Raw genomic sequence first — 20,146 nt, 5'->3', positions numbered from 1 at the left:
CTCCTGCCAAATGTCGCTACGGCCTGAGCAGTTCGCTCAATTCGCCGCCTGGGCATCTGAAGCCCGCGGCGATCTGACAATCTTCGCGCACGGATTGAGCGGCGACGATCTGGCCGATCACACCCGCTACGTCATCTGGTTCGGCCAGTCGGAAGCGCTCGATATGTCGGTATTCGACTGACATGCGGGCACTGCTGGTAAAACGCCTCTCCCCCGATCTTTCCGGCGCGGACCTCGCCGAAATCGAAACGCCTTCGCCGAAGGATGGCGAAGTACTCGTCCGGGTGCGGGCGGCGTCGCTCAACTATCCCGACCTGCTGATGACGCAGGGCAAGTACCAGTTCAAACCCGAGCTACCCTTCGTCTCGGGCCTGGAGATGGCCGGGGAAGTAGTCGAGGCCGCGCCGGATACCGGATTCACCATCGGGGACCGCATCATGGGCGGCGCCAAGACCGGCGCCTTTGCCGAATATGTCGCCCTGCCCGCTTCATCCGTCCGGCCAATCCCGGCGGGGTTAGACTTCCATGCCGCCGCTTCGATGGGGGCGGCCTATCACACCGCCTATGTGGCATTAGTCGAGCTGGGGCAATTGCACCCGGGTCAGACGGTATTGGTACATGGAGCCAGTGGCGGCGTCGGCCTTGCCGCCTGCGATCTGGCCAAGGCTTTGGGTGCCACGGTGATTGCCGCGACCCGGCGAGGAGACAAGCTTCATGCATTGGCAAAGGCTGCAAGATCCGACGCCGCGATCCTCAACACTAGGCGGTTCCGCGAACAAGTCGCCGAGCTGACCGACGGGCGGTTGTGCGACCTTGTCTTCGATCCTGTCGGCGGTGACGTATTCGACGAAAGCACGCGCTGCGTGACCTTTGGCGGCAAGTTGCTGGTGATCGGTTTCGTCGCGGGCAGGATCCCGGAAATCGCGGTCAATATCCCGCTGATCAAGGGCTTTTCGGTCGTCGGCGTACGGGCGGGCGAATATGCCCGTCGCTTCCCCGAACGCGGCAAACGCATCGCCGAAGAACTGGCAGTCCTGGTAGGCGAAGGCCGCATCACCCCGCATGTCGACCGCGTCCTCCCTCTTGAGCGTTGGCGCGAAGCTTTCGAAGCGATGCAAAAGGGCGAAGTAATCGGGAAGATCGTACTCGAGCCCTGACGGCACCGCCCGAATCGAAAAGGGCGGCCCATCGGACCGCCCTCTCGAATGCTCTTTGGCAGGTGAGCTCAGATGCCGGCGATCACCTTGTCCGCCAGCGCCTTGTCGGCATCGGCGTCGTGCTTGTCGGCAATCAGCTTGCGGCTCGCAGCGGTCGCGGCGCCAACGGCACGGTTGCGCACGTCCTCGACCGCTTCGCGCTCTGCAGCGGCGATCTTGTCCTCGGCCATGCGCTTGCGGCGCTCGACCATTGCCTTGCTGTCGGCTTCAGCCTTCGACAGGATCGCATCGGCTTCATGCTGAGCATTGACCAGCATCGCTTCGGCATCCTTCTGGGCACCGGCGATCTTGGCCGAATACTCGTCGCGCAGTGCTTCGGCTTCGGCGCGCAGCGCCTTGGCTTCGTCAAGCTGCTGCTTGATCGCAGCGATCTTGCTGTCGAGACCGCCGGTGATCGACTTGTGCACCTTCGCGCCGAAGATCGCGATCAGCAGGAATACCGCCATCGCTACCGAGACCACCTGGAAGGGTGCAAGACCCCACAGTTCGGGTTCGACGTGATGCACTTCCACGCCGTGGCCTTCCTGGACGATCGCTTCCGCGCTCTCCGTGGCGAGGATTTCGGGGGCTCCGTTAGCCATGGCTCATCGCCTCCTTGACCGCCTTGGTGGCAACCGGCTTAGTCACCTTCACCCCGGCAAGCCGGCTGACGATGTCCTGCGCAGCTTCCACCGCGACCGACTCCACCTCAGCCAGCGCGGCTGTGCGAGCCTCGGCGATCCGCGCTTCGGCATCTGCCAGCTTGGTGTCGAGACGCTTCTGTGCCGCGGCAATGGTCTTTTCAGACTTGGCCGCGGCATCAGCCTTGGCCTTGGCCACCAGTGCCTGTGCCGCAGCGCGATTTTCGTTCTCGCGTACCCGCCAGGCCTCTTCCTGCGCATCGGCGGCATCGCGCGCGGCGCGGGCCGCGGCAAGGTCGCCGGCGATCTGTTCATCGCGCTGGGTCACCGTCGCCATCACCTTGGGCACCATGCCCCGGCCGATAACGAAGAAGGTGAAGCCGAAGAACACGAACAACCAGAAGAGCTGGCTGGACCAGGTTTCGGCAAGCTGTGCTATCTGTGGCATTGCAGCTCTCGAAAGGCGGATACGGGAAACTGGAAGGCCGGCCGGAGCAAATCCCCGACCGACCGCATGTCTTGATCTGTCTTAGGCGACGAAGATCAGGATCATCGCAACGACGAACGCCAGCAGGCCGAGAAGTTCGGCAGCGGCGAAGCCGATGAACAGGCGGCCCTGCTGGCCGTCGGCAGCACCCGGGTTGCGCAGCGCGCTCTCAAGGAACGAACCGAAGACGTTACCCACGCCGATCGCAGCCATGCCGGCACCGATTGCGGCGAGGCCCGCACCAACCAGCTTTGCAGCTTCTACTTCCATGACAAACTCCTTTGGGAAAACAGATGTATTGAGACGAAACTTAATGAAGGTTCTCGGCGTCGTTGATGTACAGCGAGGTCAACAACGCGAAGACATAGGCCTGGATGCCCGACACCAGCAGCTCAAGCGCGCAGATGCCGATCATCAGGAGGAAGCTGGGCAGACCCACGACCCCGCCCCACAGCGCGCCGGCATTGGTGCCGTCGATGACGAAGCTCGACAGCACTTCCAGCAGCACGTGGCCAGCCATCATGGCGACGAACAGTCGCAGGCCGAGGCTGAACGGGCGGATCATGAAGGAGATGAACTCGATCGCGGCGATGGCAGGGATCATCGGCAGCGGCGTGCCGTGCGGCACGAACAGGCTGAAGAAGTGGAAGCCGTGCTTCCAGAAGCCGACGATCAACACGATCGAGAAGGAGAGGATCGCCAGCGCACCCGTGATGGTGAAATGGCTCGTAAAGGTGAACGGGTGCAGGCCGATCACGCCGAGCGGCAGAAGGCCCAGCAGGTTCGCGAACAGGATGAACATGAACAGGCTGAAGACATAGGGCACATACTTGCGCCCTTCCTTGCCAATGTTCGCCTCGAGCATGGAATCGATGAAACCGGTGAAGGTTTCGACCGTCATCTGCCAGCGGCCGGGGACGAGTTCGCGCTTCATGCCGCCGGCTACGAAGAGGAACAGCACCACAGTGGTGATGAGCATCCACAACGCGCTGTTGGTGAAGGCGATGTTGTAGCCAGCAATTTCCCAGTTCGCCGAACCCAGCATGGGCTCGATCGTGAACTGGTGCATTGGGTCGACTTTGGCCTGTTCGGCTGCCACGTCCGGTAAGTCCCTAATCCATGTAAACAGCGCCCCGCAAATCCCGGAAATCCGGTCTTATTCGTCGGGACGCTGGTTTGCCGCGCGGATAATGTTCCTGAAAGCCACTCCGATCCCGAGGAACAGGCCGACCAACAGACCCCAGGGATTGGTGCCGGTTAGACTGCCGATGGCATACCCGATCACCGTTCCGCCGAGGAGCCCCCCTAGCAGGTCCGCCAGCACCTTGTTGCCACTGCGATAGTTCGCGTCGGGCCCCGATACCTGCGGGCGGTTGCGCTCCTCTTCGCGCTGTTGTGCGGCCTTGAGCCGCGCTTCCAGCGCATCGATCCGCGCATCCTCCTGGATGGGCTCCCGTGCAGGCTCGTCGTCGCTCATGCCTTGCTCCTTTTGAGGGGGTTGCGCGGCACGGGCACAGACTTGCCCGCCGAGGGCGCCGCCCCCTTAGAAGGGGGGCATTGGCGAGTCAACACGCCAAGCCCGCTTCGGGACCTCAAATGTCCGAATGAGTTGTGACGCGACCAAGGGGCCTCATGCTGGCTCTGCCGGAATTTGAGCTCGCCAGGATCAGGGACAACGCGAATCACGCATCGGTGCGCCTGCACCACGCGTAGCCCAGGTGCCGTCCGGCGCCTGGTACTTCTCCCCAGGCACCGTCGCCAGAATCGCCTGGCAACCGGCGGTGAGCGCGTATTCCTCAAGCGTGGCATTGGTTGCCTTGGCTCGTTCGGAATAGACGGCGCGGCGCTTGATGTTGATGTCGTTCACGATCCGCCGCAGATCTGGCGTCTCGGCGCCCACGATGCCGAGGTAGCCGTCCATCTTCTCGCCAACCTGGCCCGCGGCACGCGCCGCGGCATAGGCTGGATCGCGCTGGGCGAAAGCCGGGACGGCGATTCCGCCAATGGCAGTCGCGATCATGGCGCCGGTAAGTACGGCCCTCGTAAGTCGCTTGGTCATTCGATCACCCATCAGAAGATATCCGCGTTTTCCTCGATCGTGTTGCCCGCGTCTTCGGCGAGGCGATAGATCACTTCCTGGCGGATGTTGACGTTGAGTTCGATCACGATCGGCTCTTCGGGGGCATTTATGGTAATGCACCCGGCGAGCGCGAACGGGATCAGACACGCTGCCCCCATCCATTTCGTACTGCGTTTGCGCCGGATCCCCTGCATGACAGGGAATGTCGCAGCGCCGGCGCAGTCCGTCAATTCATGCGAATTCATAAGCCTCACTCGCTTTCTTGCGGCTGAATGGGTGATTCATCCGGAATCAGGTCTTCCGGCTCGATTTTCGGTGTCGCACCCTCGCCAGACACCTCGCGACGGATGAAGCGTTTCCCGTCATCGGACAACAAACCCAATTCGCGTGGGTCACGGACTGCGGCGGGGTCGTAGAGCGACTTCAGGCTGGTTAGTAGCTGGTAGAACTGCGCCTTGATATTGACGCGGAACTGCAGCGGCAGCCCAGCCAGGCGCCTGGTGACGAAGTTGGATTTCGCGCCCTCACCCTGATTGACCCCATCAAAGCGAACGCGGGTGACAATCTCGCCCGTCAACGGACCTTCCATGATGACGCGCATCTGGCGATAATCGAGGCTCTTCAGTGCATCGAAGGCGAAGTTCGCAATCGGCGAAAGGTCTTCGTAGGTGAGGTCCCCGACATAGGAGAGATTGCCGCCGGGTGGGCGCGAAATCAGCACGCCAGTTTCAATCTGCCCATTTCCATTGGCGTCGAATACGATCGGCACTGTGCCGTCGAACAAACCTGTCGCGGAGATATTCTCCAGCTCCATTTGCTGGACGAATTGGGCCGCTTCGAGCCCGACGATCTCGAAAATATAGCGCCGCTCCTCGCTAACCCCAAAGTTGAGGTCGACGCTGCGCAGGATCAGCCGCCCACCCATGAATGGCCAGCTTCCGCCGGCAACGGCCAGCACCTTGCCGTCGCGCAGTTCGAAATCGACTTCGCCGTCCAGCACCTCCACGCCGGGGTTGATCGACGCGACATAGAGCTTCTGGCCGGGTTTGGTGGAAAGGCTGAGAAGATCGGTGAACTCGATTTGCCCTCTTGCGCCTTTAACAGGGCCGAAGGCCGCGGCAAAATCCAGGCTCTCACTACCGAAGGTACCCGAACTGGTAACAGTCCCGTCGGAGGTCCAGTCGATCCGGCCCTTCCCGCTCACGGTTCCTTCAGCGTTGGCTATGACGCCAAGTGCGAGGTGCGAAAGCTCATCGGGCTGAAGAGCACGATCAAACCGCAGCTCTGGCACAAGCAAATCGGCATGCCCTGCCCCGCTGGAGAGATCGTGACGGATTTCCGTTGTGGCCACCAGCCGATCACTCTTCGGGTGGCGCAGGTTCGCCTTGGCATCGATCACATTGTCACGCAGACTCAACGTCGCTCCACGGGCTTCGAGTGCCTCGAACCGTTCAGGTTGCTGGCGATCGACGAGGTGGAATGCGGCGTCCGAGATCGAGAACTCACCATCCGAATAGTCCCAACGCCCCTTGGCGTTGGCGAGATCTAGCGGTGCGGCGGCCAGCTTGATCTCGGCATCATCAAACGTGCCCTCGATGCCGTCGTCCAAGGAAGCGTCGATATCGGATATCCGGAACCGGCTCGCGGTATCGACTGGCCCAAGCGTCACGTCGATGGCACGCGCAGACATGACGCCGGGGTAGGCGAAACCGATGGGTCCCGAGGCAAGCCGTATGGGCGTCTCACCAAGGTATCCATCAAGATCCAATGCAGGTAGCCCGGCTGCAACACGCAAGCCCTCCGCCCCGGTTGCTAGGATCGGCCTTCCTCGCGGCGGGCACAGCATGAGACCGCGCTTCTCGAAGCGCAGGCTAGCCAATTCAAGCCGATCGAAGTCGATCTTCGTGCAGGAATCCCACACCGCCAGGTTACCCTGAGGAGACCAAAGGCCGCTGAGGGGGACGCGCAAATTGGTTGCCACTCCGCCGGGAAGTGGGCCGCTTGCGATCACCTGCCCCAAGAACCGCACGGCACCATCAGGCGATTGGCGCACGATCATTTGCGGAACCGAGAGCGACGAATTGGCGGATGCATACCGATCCATTGCCAGCGTGAGTTCCACGGCTCCGCCCGCTGCCCGTTCCATGCGTCCTGAAATTCGCGGAAGGCCAGCCCCTCCCGTGGCGACGTTCCCAGCAATGCGCGGGGCTGCATTCCCCTGACTGACAATTTCTACGTGCGAAGCGGAGACAATCCTTGCACCACTCCCACCCCGCAATTCGGCAGTTGGGGCAAGCACGGTCAATCGATCGCCGTTCTTCCTCAGGCGAAGATCGGCGGCAAATGCGCTGCCTCTCGTCTGCGCCTGCAGTGATCGAACAAACTGGCTAGCAAGCGGAGCGATCAAGGTACCTTCGCTCGAGGCAACCAGATCATTGATGGCCCCCACCAGTTGCGCGCCAAGCCGCAGTCCATTGCCTTCGATCTGGCTATCCACCTCCAGCCGACTCAGATCGGCCGAACCCCGAGCCTGTCCTTCCGCGGTCAGTACCGCAGCGAGAACCTGCGGGGACGAGGCGCCGCGCGCCGCAAGCGAGAATCGGCCAGATGCTGCCCCGTCGCGTAGCTGCGCGTGAAGCGAGCCGGTCACACCGTTCAGCGCGATGTCGGCAAAATGCGCCTCCCCACCATCCAGCCGACCCGTAAGCGATGGATTGGCGAGAGTTCGGTCCAATTCCGCATCGAGAGCGACGGCGTAGTTCGCAATCGATATGCCATGATCCTTACACGCAAACGACTTAAGGCGCAGCGGGCCCTCCAAAGAGGGGGATCCAGCCTTGGTCCTAATCCGACCGAACAAAGTTGCATTCCCGGCGTTGCATCCCGGCAAGGAAAGTTCGGGAGCATTGGCTGCCAGTATACCGGAGAAACCATCGCGCAGGTTCCCCTTCCCGCTCGTCTTGAATCCGACGGGCCCCCAATCTGTTTCTAGCAACCCTCGCCCATCACGGATCGTCATTGCGAGATCTGGAAGTTCCGGCGCTTGTTCGCTCTCGGCAAAGATCACCTTGTCGAGCGAACCGAAGCTCAGGCTGCCGTTGCGATAGGCGCCGTAGATGCGTGGATCGACCAGAGTGATCGATCCGATGGTTGGAAGTCCCAACCGGTACCGCATCGTCACCACCACGCGCTTGGCGGTGAAATCGGGTGCATCGGGGTCGCCAATTGCGAGGTCCGACAGAACCTGCTGGCTACCTGAAATACGGTCGATCTTGTAGCTCGCGGGGAGGTCGTAGAACTCGAGCTGGCCCGCGATGATGTTGTCCGCGATCCGCTCCCGGGAAAACCAGGTTACGACCAGCGCGGAGGTGAATAGGGCAAGAAGCAAACCCGGAATCGCCCAACGCTTCCTGCGCCAGCGCGGGCGAGCATTGCGCCGCCCTGTCTCATCATAGAGCTGATCGTCGCTCGCGCCGCTTTCCATCGATCCCACACTTGCGCGCTAGCCGCGCCAAAGGCAATGCAAGTCACTGAAACGCTAAGGCTGGGGGTTTGGTTGCCGGACAGTGCAAATATTTCCTCTGCCCATGATGGCATCGGCCACCGCGAACGCTTGCGGGAACGCCTGTTGCGCGGTGGAGCCGAAGCACTGGCCGACTATGAGCTGCTCGAATTCCTGCTTTTCGCGGCTTTCCGGCAAGGCGATACCAAGCCTCTGGCGAAGGTCCTGATCGCACAATTCGGTTCGCTCTCAGCCGTGTTGAATGCCGCGCCGGAGGTTCTGGCGCAGGTCAAGGGCATGGGCGACAAGAGCGCAGCCTCACTCTATGCGGTGGCGCTTGCAGCGCGGCGAATGGCCAGGGGCGAAATAGAAAACAAGCCTGTGCTGGGCAGTTGGCAGGCACTGCTCGACTACCTTGCGATCGACATGGCGCATTTGACCGTGGAGCGAGTGCGCGTGTTGTACCTAAATGCGCAGAACTGCCTGATCCTTGACCACCACGTCGGCGATGGCTCGATCGACGAAGCAGCGATCCATCCACGCGAGGTCATCCGCAAAGCCTTCGACATTGGCGCAACCGCGCTCATCCTGGTTCACAACCACCCCAGCGGCAATCCGCAGCCCAGCCGCGCGGATATCCAGATCACCCAACGGATCGCCGAGGCAGGGCGATTGCTCGGCGTCACCGTCCACGATCACGTGATCGTTGGACGCCAAGGCCACGTCTCGTTGCGCGGCAAAGGCTTGATCTAGCCGCGCATCAGCGCTTCGGCGCGGCTATCCCATAGCGCCGGTAACGAGTGGCGATATCGGGTGAAAGTCGAAGGGCGTGCTCGATATCCGTCTTGCCATCGGTTTCGCCCCGGCCCAGCCGGATGATACCCCGCAAATAGAGGCTCGCCGCCTGTCCGGGCTCCTTCTTCAGCGCCGCTTCCAGATCTTCGAGCGCATCTTCCTCCCGGCCCAACCGGTGAAATACCAGCGCTCGGCTGTCCAACACCCCTGCCGAATAGTTGCCTGCCTTCACCGCCTTGTCGCAGAGCTGTTCGCCTTCATCGATGCGATAGTTCCAGGTACCGACGAACCAGCATTGTGAGTTGAGCAACAGCTCGTCGCCCGGCCGTTCGGCCAGCGCATCTTCTAGCTTTCTCCACGCCTCTTCATTCCTTTCGGTGGGGCCCGCAATCTCGGCGAAAACCTGCGCGACTTCGGACATCTCGTCCCCGCTCACGTCGATGGCGTCGAGCACCGCCAAAGCCTCGTCGGTTCGCCCAGCCAATGCCAAGGAGCCAGCGTAGGAGGCGGCGCTCGCCAGGTCACCCTTGAGCTCATAAGCCATGCCCGCGGCCTCTGCCGCCTCATCGAGCCTACCAGCCTGAGTTAGGATATCGGCTCGCGAGTCATAGGCGTCGGCGTTACCGGCAATCGCAATCGCCTTGTCGATGTCGACCAGAGCTGCCTTGAAATCCCGTCCCATTGCGTGGAGGGCGCTACGAAACTGGTAGTAGCCAGCCTCGTCCGGCAACAGTTCGACGAGCGATCCCGCCGGTTCGATCAGCCCCTTCATGCGCTTGGTCAATTCCGCATCATCAAGCTCCCAATAGCGCCGGGGCTCGGTGATCCGAATCGACGGATCCGCGCTCGAAAGCGTGCGCATGGCAGCCTTGGCCGTCGGAATGTCCGACGGAGCGATTTCGGTAGGCACATAGCTCGCCCAGTCCTTCACGGCCACGCTGCCACCATCGAAGGCCAGTTCTCGCTTGAAACGCGTACCAGCGACGACCTGCTCCTCGAGGTTACCGGTGCCGGTCAGTTCGGCGCCCTTCCCATCGTCGGGAAGCAGGAACACAACCTCCTCCGCAGAGGTCATCGGCCCACCGGTCATGTATGGAATGGCCCGCCAGGCCGACCGCCCGCGATCAGGATCGAACACCCAGTTGGTGGACGCAGTATAGATCGTGTGGGTTGCGACGTCGCGCTCCAGCCCGAACGGCTCCACCAGAATGCCCTTCGCATTCAGCTTGGCGACGCCCGTTGCAGGGTCGTAGCTATAGGCCGCATCGTAAACGACGCTGTCGAAGACATCCTCTAGATACTTTTGAGCATAGCCCAGGATGGACTTGCGGTCGGTTTCTGTGGCTCGCGCCGCCATCCGCGCGGCCAGCGATCCACGGGTCTCAACCTCGATATCGTAAAGCGCTGGAAGATCGACCCCGCGGCTGAAGTCGTACAGGATACGATAGGTTCGATCCGCAACCTTTGGCCACCGCTGCTCCAGTTTCATCAGCTCCGCACCGTTATCACGGATTGGCAGGGCATATGCGAAGTTCGGCACCTCCCACATCGTATCGATCCGGGTCCCTGCACCGGTGCCATCGAGCCAATACTCGGTCCCGTCGATAGTCGCCTTAACCAGCACGTGATCGAACGCACCAGGCAAGGGCTGCCAGACAGAAACGGCATCCCCGCTGTCCGAATTGACCATTGCCGCTTCGGCTTCGATGTCGAGCGCGCGAAGCATGGCGAGCAGCAGCAGGGTCTTGGCCTTGCAGTCGCCATAGCGAAGCGTCCAGGTCTCAATTGGTGCTTGTGGAAGGTAGTTTCCGCCATCCATGCCGTTCAGAAGATAATTGATTTCGTCCTGAACCGATCGAAGCGCGAGCGCGGCCCGCTCCAGCGGATCGCTGGTTGCCGCGCGAATTCGTTCGACCTCGGCGGCCAGGGGGCTGCCCGCCGGAATGCTGCCTTCGGTGACGTAGTGGGGCGCCATGATTGACGACACATCGGACCATGTCGCAAAAGTGCCAGTCATAATGGCCGGAGGCACCCGAAACCGGGAGGGTGCGTCTTTGGGCATCTCTTCGAGTTTGTCGATCGGGAGAATCAGTTCGACCGTCCGAAAGCCATTGGCATCGCTCACGTCCGGCACGGGAGATTGTCCCAGCATGGCATAGTGCACACCCGAATCGCTGGGCCACGACATTCGCAGGCGCCCAAAGCCCAGCCGGGTCGGCTTTGAAGTAAGCACTTCCGTCGCCTGCATTGCGCCCGCCAGCGCCTGGTCGCGATTCGTCGTGCTGCTGGAAAAGCGCAGGATGTCGCCCACCTTGATGCCGGGAATCTTGAACAGCGCCGTCAGCGCGCCATTCACCGTGCGTCGCTCGAGTTCGGTTTCGCGCCGAATGACTTCAGGCTCAACGCCTTCCGCGATCAGGTCGATGACCTTGCCATCACGTATGATTTCAAGTCGGTGCAAGATGAGGTCGCCTTTGTCGGGCAACCATCCGAACTGCAGGGTACCCAGTTTGGACAGTACTTCCGCATTGCGAATATCATAGGCCACGTCCGTGTAACGCTGGACCACCCCACCCTCGAGCCGCAATTGGCGATCGAAGACGACAATTTCTTCCTTCTTGGCCGCAGCAGTATTGAAGTCCACCGGGACTACCCAATCGGGCGCAGCTTCAAACCTTACAGTATCGCCTGCAATGGCAGGGGCGGCGATTACTATTGACGCGGCCGATGCGAGGAAGAACCCAAGCTTCACAGACATTTCCCCCATTTGTATTTTTTCGAAGACTATACTTCATTAAGCGAATTGCAATCGATCTATCGTGGGCAATGCACGGTCCAACTTGAGGGACTGCTGGTCGCAGTTGCGCCCCTGTCGGCCCGCCGGGGTTGCGATTCGGGCGCTTCGCGCCTAGCGGCTGCGCCAAGTTTCCCGCCGCCATCCCAGACGGAGTTCAGCCACCCATGGTCCCTCGCTACGCCCGCCCCGAAATGACCGCCCTTTGGGAGCCGGAAGCGAAGTACCGCATCTGGTTCGAGATCGAGGCACATGCGACGGAAAAGCTGGGCGAGCTGGGAGTAGTGCCCAAGAGCGCGGCCAAGGCCTTGTGGGATTGGTGGGCGACCAATCCGACGATCGACGTGGCAGCCATCGATGCGATCGAAGCTGTTACCAAGCACGATGTCATCGCCTTCCTCACCTGGGTGGCGGAAAACGTTGGCGACGAAGCGCGCTTCATGCACCAGGGCATGACCAGCAGCGATGTGCTCGACACGACCCTTGCGGTGCAACTTGCCCGCGCGTCGGACATGCTGCTCGCCGATCTTGACGCGCTGCTCGCCGCCATCCGTCGCCGCGCCGAAGAGCACAAATACACACCGACCATCGGCCGCAGCCACGGCATCCATGCCGAACCCGTGACCTTCGGCCTCAAACTGGCGCAGGCCTATGCCGAGTTCGATCGCTGCAAGAAGCGGCTCCTCGCCGCCCGCGCCGAAATCGCGACCTGCGCGATCAGCGGTGCAGTGGGCACCTTCGCCAATATCGATCCATCGGTGGAAGAATACGTGGCCGAGAAGATGGGCCTGACTGTGGAGCCCGTTTCGACCCAAGTTATCCCGCGCGACCGGCACGCGATGTATTTCTCTACCCTTGCGGTGATCGCCGGCTCGATCGAGCGGCTCGCGGTGGAGATCCGCCATCTGCAACGGACCGAAGTGCTCGAAGCGGAGGAATATTTCTCGCCCGGCCAGAAGGGTTCGTCGGCGATGCCGCACAAGCGCAATCCGATCCTGACCGAGAACCTTACGGGTCAGGCACGCATGATCCGCGCCTACGCCCTGCCCGCTCTGGAAAACGTAGCGCTGTGGCACGAGCGCGATATTTCGCATTCCTCGGTCGAGCGCTTCATCGGGCCGGATGCGACTATCACGCTCGACTTCGCACTCGCTCGCCTCACCGGCGTGGTCGACAAACTGCTGGTCTACCCGGAGCGTATGCAGGCCAACATGGATCGCATGGGCGGGCTGATCCACTCGCAACGCGTCCTGCTGGCACTGACCCAGGCGGGCGTAAGCCGCGAGGATGCCTATCGCCTGGTTCAGCGCAACGCGATGAAGGTTTGGGAATCCGACGGGCGCCTGATGCTGCTCGATCTGCTGAAACAGGACGAGGAAGTGACCGCAGCCTTGTCAGTCGAGCAACTCGAGGAAAAGTTCGACCTCGAATATCACTTCAAGCATGTCGACACGATTTTCGCGCGGGTGTTTGGCTAGACCTTTGTGCATCCCCGGCCTAGCAAGGCCGGAAAGGCAAATGGGGAGCTGATCGAATGCAGATAGTGCGCACCGTCGTATGGACCCTGGTGCTGTTCGCGCTGCTCGCGTTCAGCTTCTTCAACTGGAGCCCGGTGGAAGTGCATCTCTGGTCGAACCTGGTGCTCGAAACCAAATTGCCCGTCCTAGTAGTTGTATCCTTCCTGCTCGGACTGTTGCCCATGTGGCTGATCCATCGCACGCAGAAATGGCGCATGAACCGCCGGGTTAGCGCACTCGAAGCTGTAACCACGAAGCTGGCGACGGCCCAAGCCACCGGCGCCCCCGCTCCGGCATCCAGCGCCGATCTGCCACCCGAGCCTACCAACCCAGTCGATCCGGAAAAATAGAACCCCGAATGAGCAATCCGATCTACCTTGCCCTAGACGTTCCACGCCTGCGCGACGCGATGGATCTCGCCCAGAAGGTCAAGGGCCATGTGGGCGGTATCAAGCTGGGCCTCGAGTTTTTCTGTGCACATGGGGCTCACGGGGTCCACATGATCGGCCAACTCGGCCTGCCCATTTTCCTCGACCTGAAGCTCTACGACATTCCAAACACAGTCGCCGGCGCAATGCAGGCGATCCATGTGCTCGAACCATCAATCGTAACGGTTCATGCTAGCGGCGGGCGAGCAATGCTCGAGGATGCCAAGGCCGCAGCGGGTGAACATACCCGGGTGGTCGGCGTAACCATGCTCACCAGCATGGACGCGCGCGACCTCCAGCGGACCGGGATCAATGGCACCGCCCACGACCATGTGATGCGACTTGCCGAATTGTCGCATGATGCCGGACTCGATGGCATCGTTTGTTCGGGTCACGAAGTGAAGGCCGTCCACGACCAATGGAAAGACGGCTTCTTCGTCGTTCCCGGACTGCGTCCGGCCGGCAGCGCAGTGGGCGACCAAAAGCGCGTAGTTACGCCGCGTCAGGCTCGCGATGACGGGGCCAGCGTGCTGGTGATCGGTCGCCCAATCAGCCGCGCAGACGATCCCGCACAGGCCGCGCGCGAAATCGAGGCTACGCTTTGATCGCGATTGCTACGGCATCGCTCGAAGATGCTCCCGCACTCAAGAATCTCCTCGAAGCCGCCTACCGCGGTGATTCAGCCCGCCGGGGTTGGAACCACGAAGCCGATATCCTTGACGACGAGCGAGTCGCACCCGGTGAGGTCGAGAGTCTGCTTGCCGATCCTGGCGTAACGATACTTGTCGCCCGTGATGGAACCGAGTTGGTCGGATGTGTCGCAGTAACCCGCCGCGACGCCTCGCTTGCCTATCTGGGAATGCTGTGCGTCCTGCCCGACCTGCAATCTGCCGGACTGGGGCGGCAGTTGCTCGATGCGGCCGAGGAGAATGCTCGTGCGTTCGGTATCGAGGTAATGGAAATGACCGTGATCGACAGCCGGGACGTCCTCATCGCCTGGTACGAACGGCGCGGCTATGTCCGGACCGGCGAAACCCGGCCTTTCCCGGTCCCGCGCGATCCGCCGATCACCTTCGTGGTGCTGGAAAAGCCACTCTCCCGCGTCTAGGTGCACGCCATGGCGGCCACCAGGATCAAGATTTGCGGAATTTCCACGCTCGATACGCTTGAGGCAGTGATCGAAGCCCGGGCCGACTATGTCGGGCTCAACTTTTACCCACCAAGCCCCCGCCACATTGCAATGGCCCAGGCCGTGGAACTCGCTCAGCTATCGCAAGGCCGGATCCAGCGGGTTGGCGTCTTCGTCGATGCGGACGATACGCTGCTTGCAGATGCAGTTGCCGCGGGTCGGCTCGACGCGATCCAGTTGCACGGAACGGAATCACCGCAACGCGCAGCCCAGTTGCGCAACCGCTTTGGCCTGCCGGTGTGGAAGGTGCTGAGCGTGGCCAGTGCCACCGACATCAGCCGCGCGGCAGACTATGCCGGAGTCGCCGATTTCATCCTGTTCGACGCGAAGACTCCAAAGGATGCAGTCCTGCCAGGGGGCATGGGCCTGCACTTCGACTGGACGCTTTTGAATACATATCGTGGGACCTTGCCATGGGGGCTGGCAGGCGGCCTGACGCCGGACAACGTGGGTGATGCCATTCGCCACACCGGCGCTCCTCTCGTCGACACCTCGAGCGGGGTAGAAAATGCACCCGGCATCAAGGACGTGGACAAGATCGCCGCCTTCTGCAAAGCGGCTCGCCAATCATGACCAACCAGCCCAACACCTTCCGCAACCAGCCTGACGAGCGTGGCCATTTCGGCGATTACGGCGGCCGTTATGTCGCCGAAACGCTAATGCCGCTGATCCTCGATCTTGAGCAGGAGTATCGCAAGGCACAGGCGGACCCGACGTTCCAGGAGCAGTTCGACGACCTCCTCGAGCATTATGTCGGACGCCCCAGCCCGCTCTACTTCGCGGAGCGGCTGACCGAGGAACTGCGCAAGGATGCTCCAGCGGGCAACGGCGCGCAGGTCTGGTTCAAGCGCGATGAACTCAACCACACGGGCGCGCACAAGATCAACAATTGCATCGGGCAAATCCTGCTGGCGATGCGCATGGGCAAGACCCGCATCATCGCGGAGACCGGCGCGGGCCAGCACGGCGTTGCCACGGCCACGGTCTGCGCGCGTTTCGGCTTGCCTTGCACCATCTTCATGGGCGCGACCGACGTCGCGCGGCAGGCGCCCAATGTGTTCCGCATGAAGCTGCTCGGCGCGGAGGTGGTGCCGGTGACCGCCGGGGCCGCCACGCTCAAGGACGCGATGAACGAGGCGCTGCGCTATTGGGTCGCGAACGTCCACGACACTTTCTACATCATCGGCACCGCGGCTGGCCCGCACCCCTATCCGGAGCTGGTGCGCGACTTCCAGTCGGTCATCGGCAAGGAAGCGCGTGCGCAGATGCTGAGCCGCATCGACCGCCTGCCTGACCTGCTGGTCGCGGCGATCGGCGGCGGCTCGAACGCGCTTGGCCTGTTCCACCCCTTCCTCGACGATCCCGATGTGAAGATGCTCGGCGTTGAAGCGGCAGGATATGGTCTCGACGGTGATCAGCACGCGGCAAGCCTGCTCGGCGGCTTCCCCGGCATCCTCCATGGCAACAAGACCTACCTGCTGCAGGACGAGGATGGCCAGATCACCGAAGGTCACTCGATCAGCGCGGGGCTCGATTATCCCGGCATTGGGCCAGAGCACGCCTGGCTCAAGGACATGGGCCGGGTGGAATACACCGCCGTCACTGACGACGAAGCGCTCGACGCCTTCCAACTGCTGTGCCGGACCGAGGGCATTATTCCAGCGCTGGAGCCGAGCCACGCCATTGCCGCTGTGGCGAAGGTCGCGCCGACCATGCCGAAAGACAGCATCATACTCTGCAATTTGTGCGGACGGGGAGACAAGGACATCTTCACCGTCGCCGACAAGCTGGGAGTGGAGATGTGAGCAGGCGAAAGAACCGCTCGCGAAAGCGAAGGTACGACACTTCCGCTAAAAACACCCAGCTCGTGCCGTTATGGGGCCCGTATCTCCTTTATTTCCTAGTGACATTTGGCGTGGTGCTTGTTGGTAGAATTGTGATCTCTGGTCAGGATTTCGGGGTTGCAAACCTTCTTGTCGCAGCACTTTTCGGTGCTGCGATGTCATTCTTTCGCTGGTATTTTCCGAAGGCCTTTCAGTCGTGACCCGCTTCTCCGCTGCCTTCTCCAAGCCCCACCCCGCCCTCGTCTGCTTCATCACAGCGGGCGATGGGGACACCGCGGCCAATCTCGACGCGTTGGTCGAGGGCGGCGCCGACGTGATCGAACTTGGCATGCCCTTCACCGATCCGATGGCCGATGGCCCGGCGATCCAGGCGGCGAACCTTCGCTCGCTCGGTGCCGGTACGGCCACCGCCGACGTCTTCCGCATCGCCACCGAGTTCCGTCAGCGCCACCCGGACGTGCCGCTGGTGCTGATGGGCTATGCCAACCCCATGGTTCGGCGCGGCGCGGAATGGTTCGCCGCCGCTGCCAAGGACGCTGGCGTCGATGGCGTGATCTGCGTCGACATTCCGCCCGAGGAGGACGAGGAACTTGGCCCCGCGCTGCGTGAAGCTGGAATCTCGCCAATCCGGCTCGCCACCCCGACCACCGACGCCAAGCGCCTGCCGCAGGTGCTCGAAGGATCATCGGGCTTTCTCTACTATGTCTCGGTCGCAGGGATCACCGGGCTCCAGCAGGCTGCGCAGGCAAGCATCGAGGATGCGGTGGCCAAGCTGAAGGCGGCAACCGACTTGCCCGTAGCGGTGGGCTTCGGCGTGCGCACACCCGAACAAGCCGGTGCGATCGCAAAGGTTGCCGACGGTGTCGTCGTCGGCAGCGCGCTGGTCGAACTGGTCGGGGAATATGGCGCCGACGCCCCGGAAAAGCTTCGCGAGCTGACCTCTTCGCTCAAGCGGGCCATCGTGGACGCACGCTGACGGGGCTTTCGTTACGGTTCGTAGACGACTAAGGCGCAGCCATGAACTGGTTCACCCGCGTCCGCAATTCGCTGAGCTTCGGCTCGAAGCGCAGCACCGACAAGGATCTCTGGGTCAAGTGCCCGGGATGCCAGCAGATGGTCTTCGCCCAGGAGTACGAAGAGAACGCCTTCGTCTGCCCGCGCTGCGACCATCACGGCCGCATCGGCGCCGACGAGCGTCTCAGCCAGCTGCTCGACGAGGGCTTTGAGGTCCTGCCGATCCCGCAGGTCAAGGAAGACCCGCTCAAGTTCCGTGATTCGCAGAAATATACGGACCGCCTGAAGAAGGCGCGCGCGAACAGCCCGCATGAGGACGCCTTCCTGGTCGGCTCCGGCGCGATCGAGGGCACGCCGGCGGTGGTCGGCGTGCAGGACTTCGGCTTCATGGGCGGCAGCATGGGCATGGCGGTAGGCACCGCATTCTGCCAGGGCGCCGAACGGGCGTTGACGCGCAAGTGCGCCTATATCGTGGTGACCGCTGCGGGCGGTGCGCGGATGCAGGAAGGCATCCTTTCACTGATGCAGATGCCCAAGGCGACAGTCATGACCCGCCGCCTCAAGGAGGCCGGTCTACCCTATATCGTGGTGCTGACCGATCCGACTACGGGCGGCGTGACCGCCAGCTACGCCATGCTGGGCGACGTCCACATTGCCGAGCCGGGCGCGCTGATCGGCTTCGCCGGCCAGCGGGTGATCCAGGATACGATCCGCGAACAATTGCCCGAAGGTTTCCAGCGCGCCGAGTACCTGCGCAAGCATGGCATGGTCGACCTGGTCGTCCACCGCCACGAGCTTAAGGACATGCTGGCGACGCTGCTCGACTATTTGGCGCCCGCCAAGGCGGCCTGACCTCGAAGATGCGGGATTTCGCCCGCTCCGACAGCGCGGCGGTGCAGGCGCAACTCGACCGGCTGGGCGCGCTCAGCGTGCCGCAAGGACGGCTGGGGCTGGAGACGATCCGCGCCCTGCTCGCGCGGCTGGGCGATCCGCACAAGCGCCTGCCGCCAGTGTTCCACGTCGCGGGGACCAACGGTAAGGGTTCGACCTGCGCCTTCCTGCGCGCCATGCTCGAGGCGGAGGGATACAGAGTCCACGCGACCACCAGCCCGCACCTCGTACGCTATAACGAACGGATCAGGGTCGCAGGCGAGTTGATCTCAGACGAGCGCCTCGCGGCACTATTGGCCGAGGTGCTCGACGCGGGCGAGGATCTCAACCCGAGCTTCTTCGAAGTCACCATCGCCGCCGCCTTCACCGAATTTGCGCGCGTCCAAGCCGACGCCTGCGTGGTCGAAGTCGGCCTTGGCGGGCGCTTCGATGCGACCAATGTGCTGGAGCCAGACGTTCTCGCCGTATGCGGCATCGCCGCGCTGGGGATCGATCACGAACGTTTCCTGCTTGCGCCAGAGAGCGGAGTGCCTGTCGAACCATTGGCACGCATCGCCTTCGAAAAAGCAGGCATCACCAAGCCTGGCATGCCACTGGTCACGATGACCTATCCGCCGATTGCGGAGGTCGAGATAGAGCGGGTTGCAACCCGGCAGGGCTCCCCACTCGCCAAGATGGGCCGCCAATGGGAAGCGGTGGTGGACGAAACCCGCCTGCGATACGAGGACGAAAGGGGAGCAGTCGACCTTCCGCTCCCAGCCCTCAGAGGGGCGCACCAGGGTTCCAATGCTGCACTGGCAGTGGCGATGTTGCGGCACCAGGCGACCATCGAGGTTTCCATTCCCTCCATGGTCCGGGGCATCCGCGCCACCCGCTGGCCGGCCCGCCTGCACGTGCTCAGCCCCGGTCCGCTGACCGCGCGACTGCCCGATTGCCGCTGGCTGCTCGATGGTGGGCACAACGCGCAGGCGGCGGATGCTTTGGCAGACCATTTCGCAAGCGCTGCGCCAACCCCGCGCCACGCGATCATTGGCATGCTCGAAGCCAAGGATTGGCGCGCGCTGATCGACCGCATTGCAGCAAGTCTCAGCACCCTCATCGCAATCCCGGTCCCGGGGCACGAATTCGCCCCGCCAGTGGAGATGGCAGCCTATGCGAAGACACGAGGGATCGCCGTCACCGGAACGGCCGGCTCAGTCGAGGAAGCGGTCGAATGGTTGGGTCGATCCCAGCGCGACGTCGAACCGCTCTACGGCGAAGTCTTCATCGGCGGCTCGCTCTACCTCGCAGGGGAGGTCCTGCAGCTCAACGGCGAGTTACCGGATTAGGTGTGATAGATACCGTGCGCCCACAAGCGCGCGGCTTGCTTGAGTTCCTGATAATCGTTGCGGACATTCAACGATGCGTGCTGCCGCGTTTCCTTGATCACGCCCGGACGCAGAGGCTCATCGAATGCGATCCCCAGGTGAAGGCCCTCGCGCCGTTTCACTTCACCAAAGGCTTCGAAACTCATCCACCGCAACACACAATCGCGCACATCATACTTTGCGGCGACATCCGCATCCATCAGCACGACATAGGCGCCGCCTTGCGAAAGGTCGACGATCTCTACCCGCTTGCGGCCGTTCAATGTTTCGAGGTGACCCAGCACGCCGAGGTTCACGCGCAGGAAGTCGCGCTTCGTCTCGCCCTCGCCCTGATTTGCCGACCCGTGCATTGGACGGACCTAACGCGGGACTGGTTAGCGGTCACTTAATGTCCACAGGAG

The 20,146-nt window shown here is 62.3% G+C and carries 22 protein-coding genes; 12 read left to right on the top strand and 10 right to left on the bottom strand.

The window, feature by feature from the left end; all coding sequences use genetic code 11:
• Together AAFM29_RS02945 and AAFM29_RS02940 are read left to right on the top strand one after the other, a co-directional pair.
• Positions 1-181: DOPA 4,5-dioxygenase family protein (locus AAFM29_RS02945; RefSeq protein ID WP_341711335.1), on the top strand; the 181-nt coding region annotated here is incomplete at its 5' end.
• 1 nt (position 182) lies between these two features.
• Complete coding sequence (locus tag AAFM29_RS02940; RefSeq protein WP_341711334.1) at positions 183-1,157, top strand: NADPH:quinone oxidoreductase family protein; 975 nt, start codon at positions 183-185, stop codon at positions 1,155-1,157.
• Positions 1,158-1,225: 68 nt separating this feature from the next.
• Here the strand turns inward: AAFM29_RS02940 and AAFM29_RS02935 are convergent, their stop codons facing one another.
• The 8 genes from AAFM29_RS02935 to AAFM29_RS02900 form a co-directional block, all read right to left on the bottom strand.
• Entirely contained in the window at positions 1,226-1,798 is a 573-nt protein-coding gene (locus AAFM29_RS02935; RefSeq protein ID WP_341711333.1) for a hypothetical protein, read from the bottom strand.
• Positions 1,791-2,285: an ATPase gene (locus AAFM29_RS02930; protein WP_341711332.1), complete on the bottom strand. Its 495-nt coding sequence runs from the start codon at positions 2,283-2,285 to the stop codon at positions 1,791-1,793. The genes AAFM29_RS02935 and AAFM29_RS02930 overlap by 8 nt, the downstream gene beginning before the upstream one ends.
• Before the next feature lie 81 nt (positions 2,286-2,366).
• Entirely contained in the window at positions 2,367-2,594 is a 228-nt protein-coding gene (locus tag AAFM29_RS02925) for a F0F1 ATP synthase subunit C (RefSeq protein WP_040964046.1), read from the bottom strand.
• A gap of 40 nt (positions 2,595-2,634) precedes the next feature.
• Positions 2,635-3,423: a F0F1 ATP synthase subunit A gene (locus tag AAFM29_RS02920; RefSeq protein WP_341711331.1), complete on the bottom strand. Its 789-nt coding sequence runs from the start codon at positions 3,421-3,423 to the stop codon at positions 2,635-2,637.
• A gap of 57 nt (positions 3,424-3,480) precedes the next feature.
• Entirely contained in the window at positions 3,481-3,801 is a 321-nt protein-coding gene (locus AAFM29_RS02915; protein WP_341711330.1) for an AtpZ/AtpI family protein, read from the bottom strand.
• A 189-nt stretch (positions 3,802-3,990) separates the two neighbouring features.
• On the bottom strand, positions 3,991-4,383 hold the full coding sequence (locus AAFM29_RS02910) for a YdbL family protein (RefSeq protein WP_341711329.1): 393 nt from the start codon (positions 4,381-4,383) through the stop codon (positions 3,991-3,993).
• An 11-nt stretch (positions 4,384-4,394) separates the two neighbouring features.
• Positions 4,395-4,562: a YnbE family lipoprotein gene (locus AAFM29_RS02905; protein WP_341711341.1), complete on the bottom strand. Its 168-nt coding sequence runs from the start codon at positions 4,560-4,562 to the stop codon at positions 4,395-4,397.
• A gap of 92 nt (positions 4,563-4,654) precedes the next feature.
• On the bottom strand, positions 4,655-7,888 hold the full coding sequence (locus tag AAFM29_RS02900) for a YdbH domain-containing protein (protein ID WP_341711328.1): 3,234 nt from the start codon (positions 7,886-7,888) through the stop codon (positions 4,655-4,657).
• Positions 7,889-7,924: 36 nt separating this feature from the next.
• On the opposite strand from AAFM29_RS02900, the gene radC reads away from it, so the two are divergent.
• Positions 7,925-8,659 (top strand): DNA repair protein RadC, encoded by a 735-nt coding sequence (radC, locus tag AAFM29_RS02895; RefSeq protein ID WP_341711327.1) that lies wholly within the window; start codon positions 7,925-7,927, stop codon positions 8,657-8,659.
• A gap of 7 nt (positions 8,660-8,666) precedes the next feature.
• Here the strand turns inward: radC and AAFM29_RS02890 are convergent, their stop codons facing one another.
• Complete coding sequence (locus AAFM29_RS02890) at positions 8,667-11,468, bottom strand: DUF3857 domain-containing protein (protein WP_341711326.1); 2,802 nt, start codon at positions 11,466-11,468, stop codon at positions 8,667-8,669.
• Between the two features lie 194 nt (positions 11,469-11,662).
• On the opposite strand from AAFM29_RS02890, the gene purB reads away from it, so the two are divergent.
• The 9 genes from purB (at position 11,663) to AAFM29_RS02845 (ending at position 19,706) form a co-directional block, all read left to right on the top strand.
• Positions 11,663-12,973, top strand: coding sequence for an adenylosuccinate lyase (gene purB, locus AAFM29_RS02885; RefSeq protein ID WP_341711325.1), 1,311 nt, complete (start codon positions 11,663-11,665; stop codon positions 12,971-12,973).
• A 56-nt stretch (positions 12,974-13,029) separates the two neighbouring features.
• A complete protein-coding gene (locus tag AAFM29_RS02880) occupies positions 13,030-13,362 on the top strand; it encodes a LapA family protein (protein ID WP_341711324.1) in 333 nt (110 codons plus the stop codon).
• An 8-nt stretch (positions 13,363-13,370) separates the two neighbouring features.
• Positions 13,371-14,045 carry an orotidine-5'-phosphate decarboxylase gene (gene pyrF, locus AAFM29_RS02875; protein WP_341711323.1) on the top strand — a complete coding sequence of 225 codons (675 nt, stop codon included), beginning with the start codon at positions 13,371-13,373 and terminating at the stop codon, positions 14,043-14,045.
• On the top strand, positions 14,042-14,548 hold the full coding sequence (locus tag AAFM29_RS02870; RefSeq protein WP_341711322.1) for a GNAT family N-acetyltransferase: 507 nt from the start codon (positions 14,042-14,044) through the stop codon (positions 14,546-14,548). The genes pyrF and AAFM29_RS02870 overlap by 4 nt, the downstream gene beginning before the upstream one ends.
• Positions 14,549-14,557: 9 nt before the next feature.
• Positions 14,558-15,202, top strand: a complete 645-nt coding sequence (locus AAFM29_RS02865) for a phosphoribosylanthranilate isomerase (protein WP_341711321.1) — start codon at positions 14,558-14,560, stop codon at positions 15,200-15,202.
• Positions 15,199-16,434: a tryptophan synthase subunit beta gene (trpB, locus tag AAFM29_RS02860; RefSeq protein ID WP_341711320.1), complete on the top strand. Its 1,236-nt coding sequence runs from the start codon at positions 15,199-15,201 to the stop codon at positions 16,432-16,434. The genes AAFM29_RS02865 and trpB overlap by 4 nt, the downstream gene beginning before the upstream one ends.
• 235 nt (positions 16,435-16,669) lie before the next feature.
• Positions 16,670-17,449: a tryptophan synthase subunit alpha gene (gene trpA, locus AAFM29_RS02855; protein ID WP_341711319.1), complete on the top strand. Its 780-nt coding sequence runs from the start codon at positions 16,670-16,672 to the stop codon at positions 17,447-17,449.
• Between the two features lie 41 nt (positions 17,450-17,490).
• Entirely contained in the window at positions 17,491-18,339 is an 849-nt protein-coding gene (gene accD / locus AAFM29_RS02850; protein WP_341711318.1) for an acetyl-CoA carboxylase, carboxyltransferase subunit beta, read from the top strand.
• Positions 18,340-18,347: 8 nt separating this feature from the next.
• The gene (locus tag AAFM29_RS02845; RefSeq protein ID WP_341711317.1) at positions 18,348-19,706 is read left to right on the top strand and encodes a folylpolyglutamate synthase/dihydrofolate synthase family protein; all 1,359 of its coding nucleotides are present in this window, start codon (positions 18,348-18,350) and stop codon (positions 19,704-19,706) included.
• Here AAFM29_RS02845 and AAFM29_RS02840 read toward each other — a convergent pair.
• A complete protein-coding gene (locus AAFM29_RS02840) occupies positions 19,703-20,095 on the bottom strand; it encodes a hypothetical protein (RefSeq protein ID WP_341711316.1) in 393 nt (130 codons plus the stop codon). The genes AAFM29_RS02845 and AAFM29_RS02840 overlap by 4 nt on opposite strands.
• Positions 20,096-20,146: the final 51 nt, after the last annotated feature.

It is taken from the genome of Erythrobacter sp. (assembly GCF_038133525.1).
Taxonomy (GTDB): domain Bacteria; phylum Pseudomonadota; class Alphaproteobacteria; order Sphingomonadales; family Sphingomonadaceae; genus Qipengyuania.
The sequence above is the reverse complement of the archived record's forward strand: the minus strand, read 5'-3'. Positions and strand labels throughout refer to the sequence as shown.

Excerpts from the sequence above, each read along its gene's own strand:
- AAFM29_RS02900 (WP_341711328.1), bottom strand. The coding sequence starts at position 7,888 with ATGGAAAGCGGCGCGAGCGACGATCAGCTCTATGATGAGACAGGGCGG.
- AAFM29_RS02890 (WP_341711326.1), bottom strand. The coding sequence starts at position 11,468 with ATGGGGGAAATGTCTGTGAAGCTTGGGTTCTTCCTCGCATCGGCCGCG.
- AAFM29_RS02915 (WP_341711330.1), bottom strand. The coding sequence starts at position 3,801 with ATGAGCGACGACGAGCCTGCACGGGAGCCCATCCAGGAGGATGCGCGG.
- radC (WP_341711327.1), top strand. The coding sequence starts at position 7,925 with ATGCAAGTCACTGAAACGCTAAGGCTGGGGGTTTGGTTGCCGGACAGT.
- AAFM29_RS02840 (WP_341711316.1), bottom strand. The coding sequence starts at position 20,095 with ATGCACGGGTCGGCAAATCAGGGCGAGGGCGAGACGAAGCGCGACTTC.
- AAFM29_RS02905 (WP_341711341.1), bottom strand. The coding sequence starts at position 4,562 with ATGGGGGCAGCGTGTCTGATCCCGTTCGCGCTCGCCGGGTGCATTACC.
- accD (WP_341711318.1), top strand. The coding sequence starts at position 17,491 with ATGAACTGGTTCACCCGCGTCCGCAATTCGCTGAGCTTCGGCTCGAAG.
- AAFM29_RS02940 (WP_341711334.1), top strand. The coding sequence starts at position 183 with ATGCGGGCACTGCTGGTAAAACGCCTCTCCCCCGATCTTTCCGGCGCG.
- trpB (WP_341711320.1), top strand. The coding sequence starts at position 15,199 with ATGACCAACCAGCCCAACACCTTCCGCAACCAGCCTGACGAGCGTGGC.
- pyrF (WP_341711323.1), top strand. The coding sequence starts at position 13,371 with ATGAGCAATCCGATCTACCTTGCCCTAGACGTTCCACGCCTGCGCGAC.
- AAFM29_RS02880 (WP_341711324.1), top strand. The coding sequence starts at position 13,030 with ATGCAGATAGTGCGCACCGTCGTATGGACCCTGGTGCTGTTCGCGCTG.
- AAFM29_RS02935 (WP_341711333.1), bottom strand. The coding sequence starts at position 1,798 with ATGGCTAACGGAGCCCCCGAAATCCTCGCCACGGAGAGCGCGGAAGCG.
- AAFM29_RS02930 (WP_341711332.1), bottom strand. The coding sequence starts at position 2,285 with ATGCCACAGATAGCACAGCTTGCCGAAACCTGGTCCAGCCAGCTCTTC.
- AAFM29_RS02925 (WP_040964046.1), bottom strand. The coding sequence starts at position 2,594 with ATGGAAGTAGAAGCTGCAAAGCTGGTTGGTGCGGGCCTCGCCGCAATC.
- AAFM29_RS02865 (WP_341711321.1), top strand. The coding sequence starts at position 14,558 with ATGGCGGCCACCAGGATCAAGATTTGCGGAATTTCCACGCTCGATACG.
- AAFM29_RS02910 (WP_341711329.1), bottom strand. The coding sequence starts at position 4,383 with ATGACCAAGCGACTTACGAGGGCCGTACTTACCGGCGCCATGATCGCG.
- purB (WP_341711325.1), top strand. The coding sequence starts at position 11,663 with ATGGTCCCTCGCTACGCCCGCCCCGAAATGACCGCCCTTTGGGAGCCG.
- AAFM29_RS02845 (WP_341711317.1), top strand. The coding sequence starts at position 18,348 with ATGCGGGATTTCGCCCGCTCCGACAGCGCGGCGGTGCAGGCGCAACTC.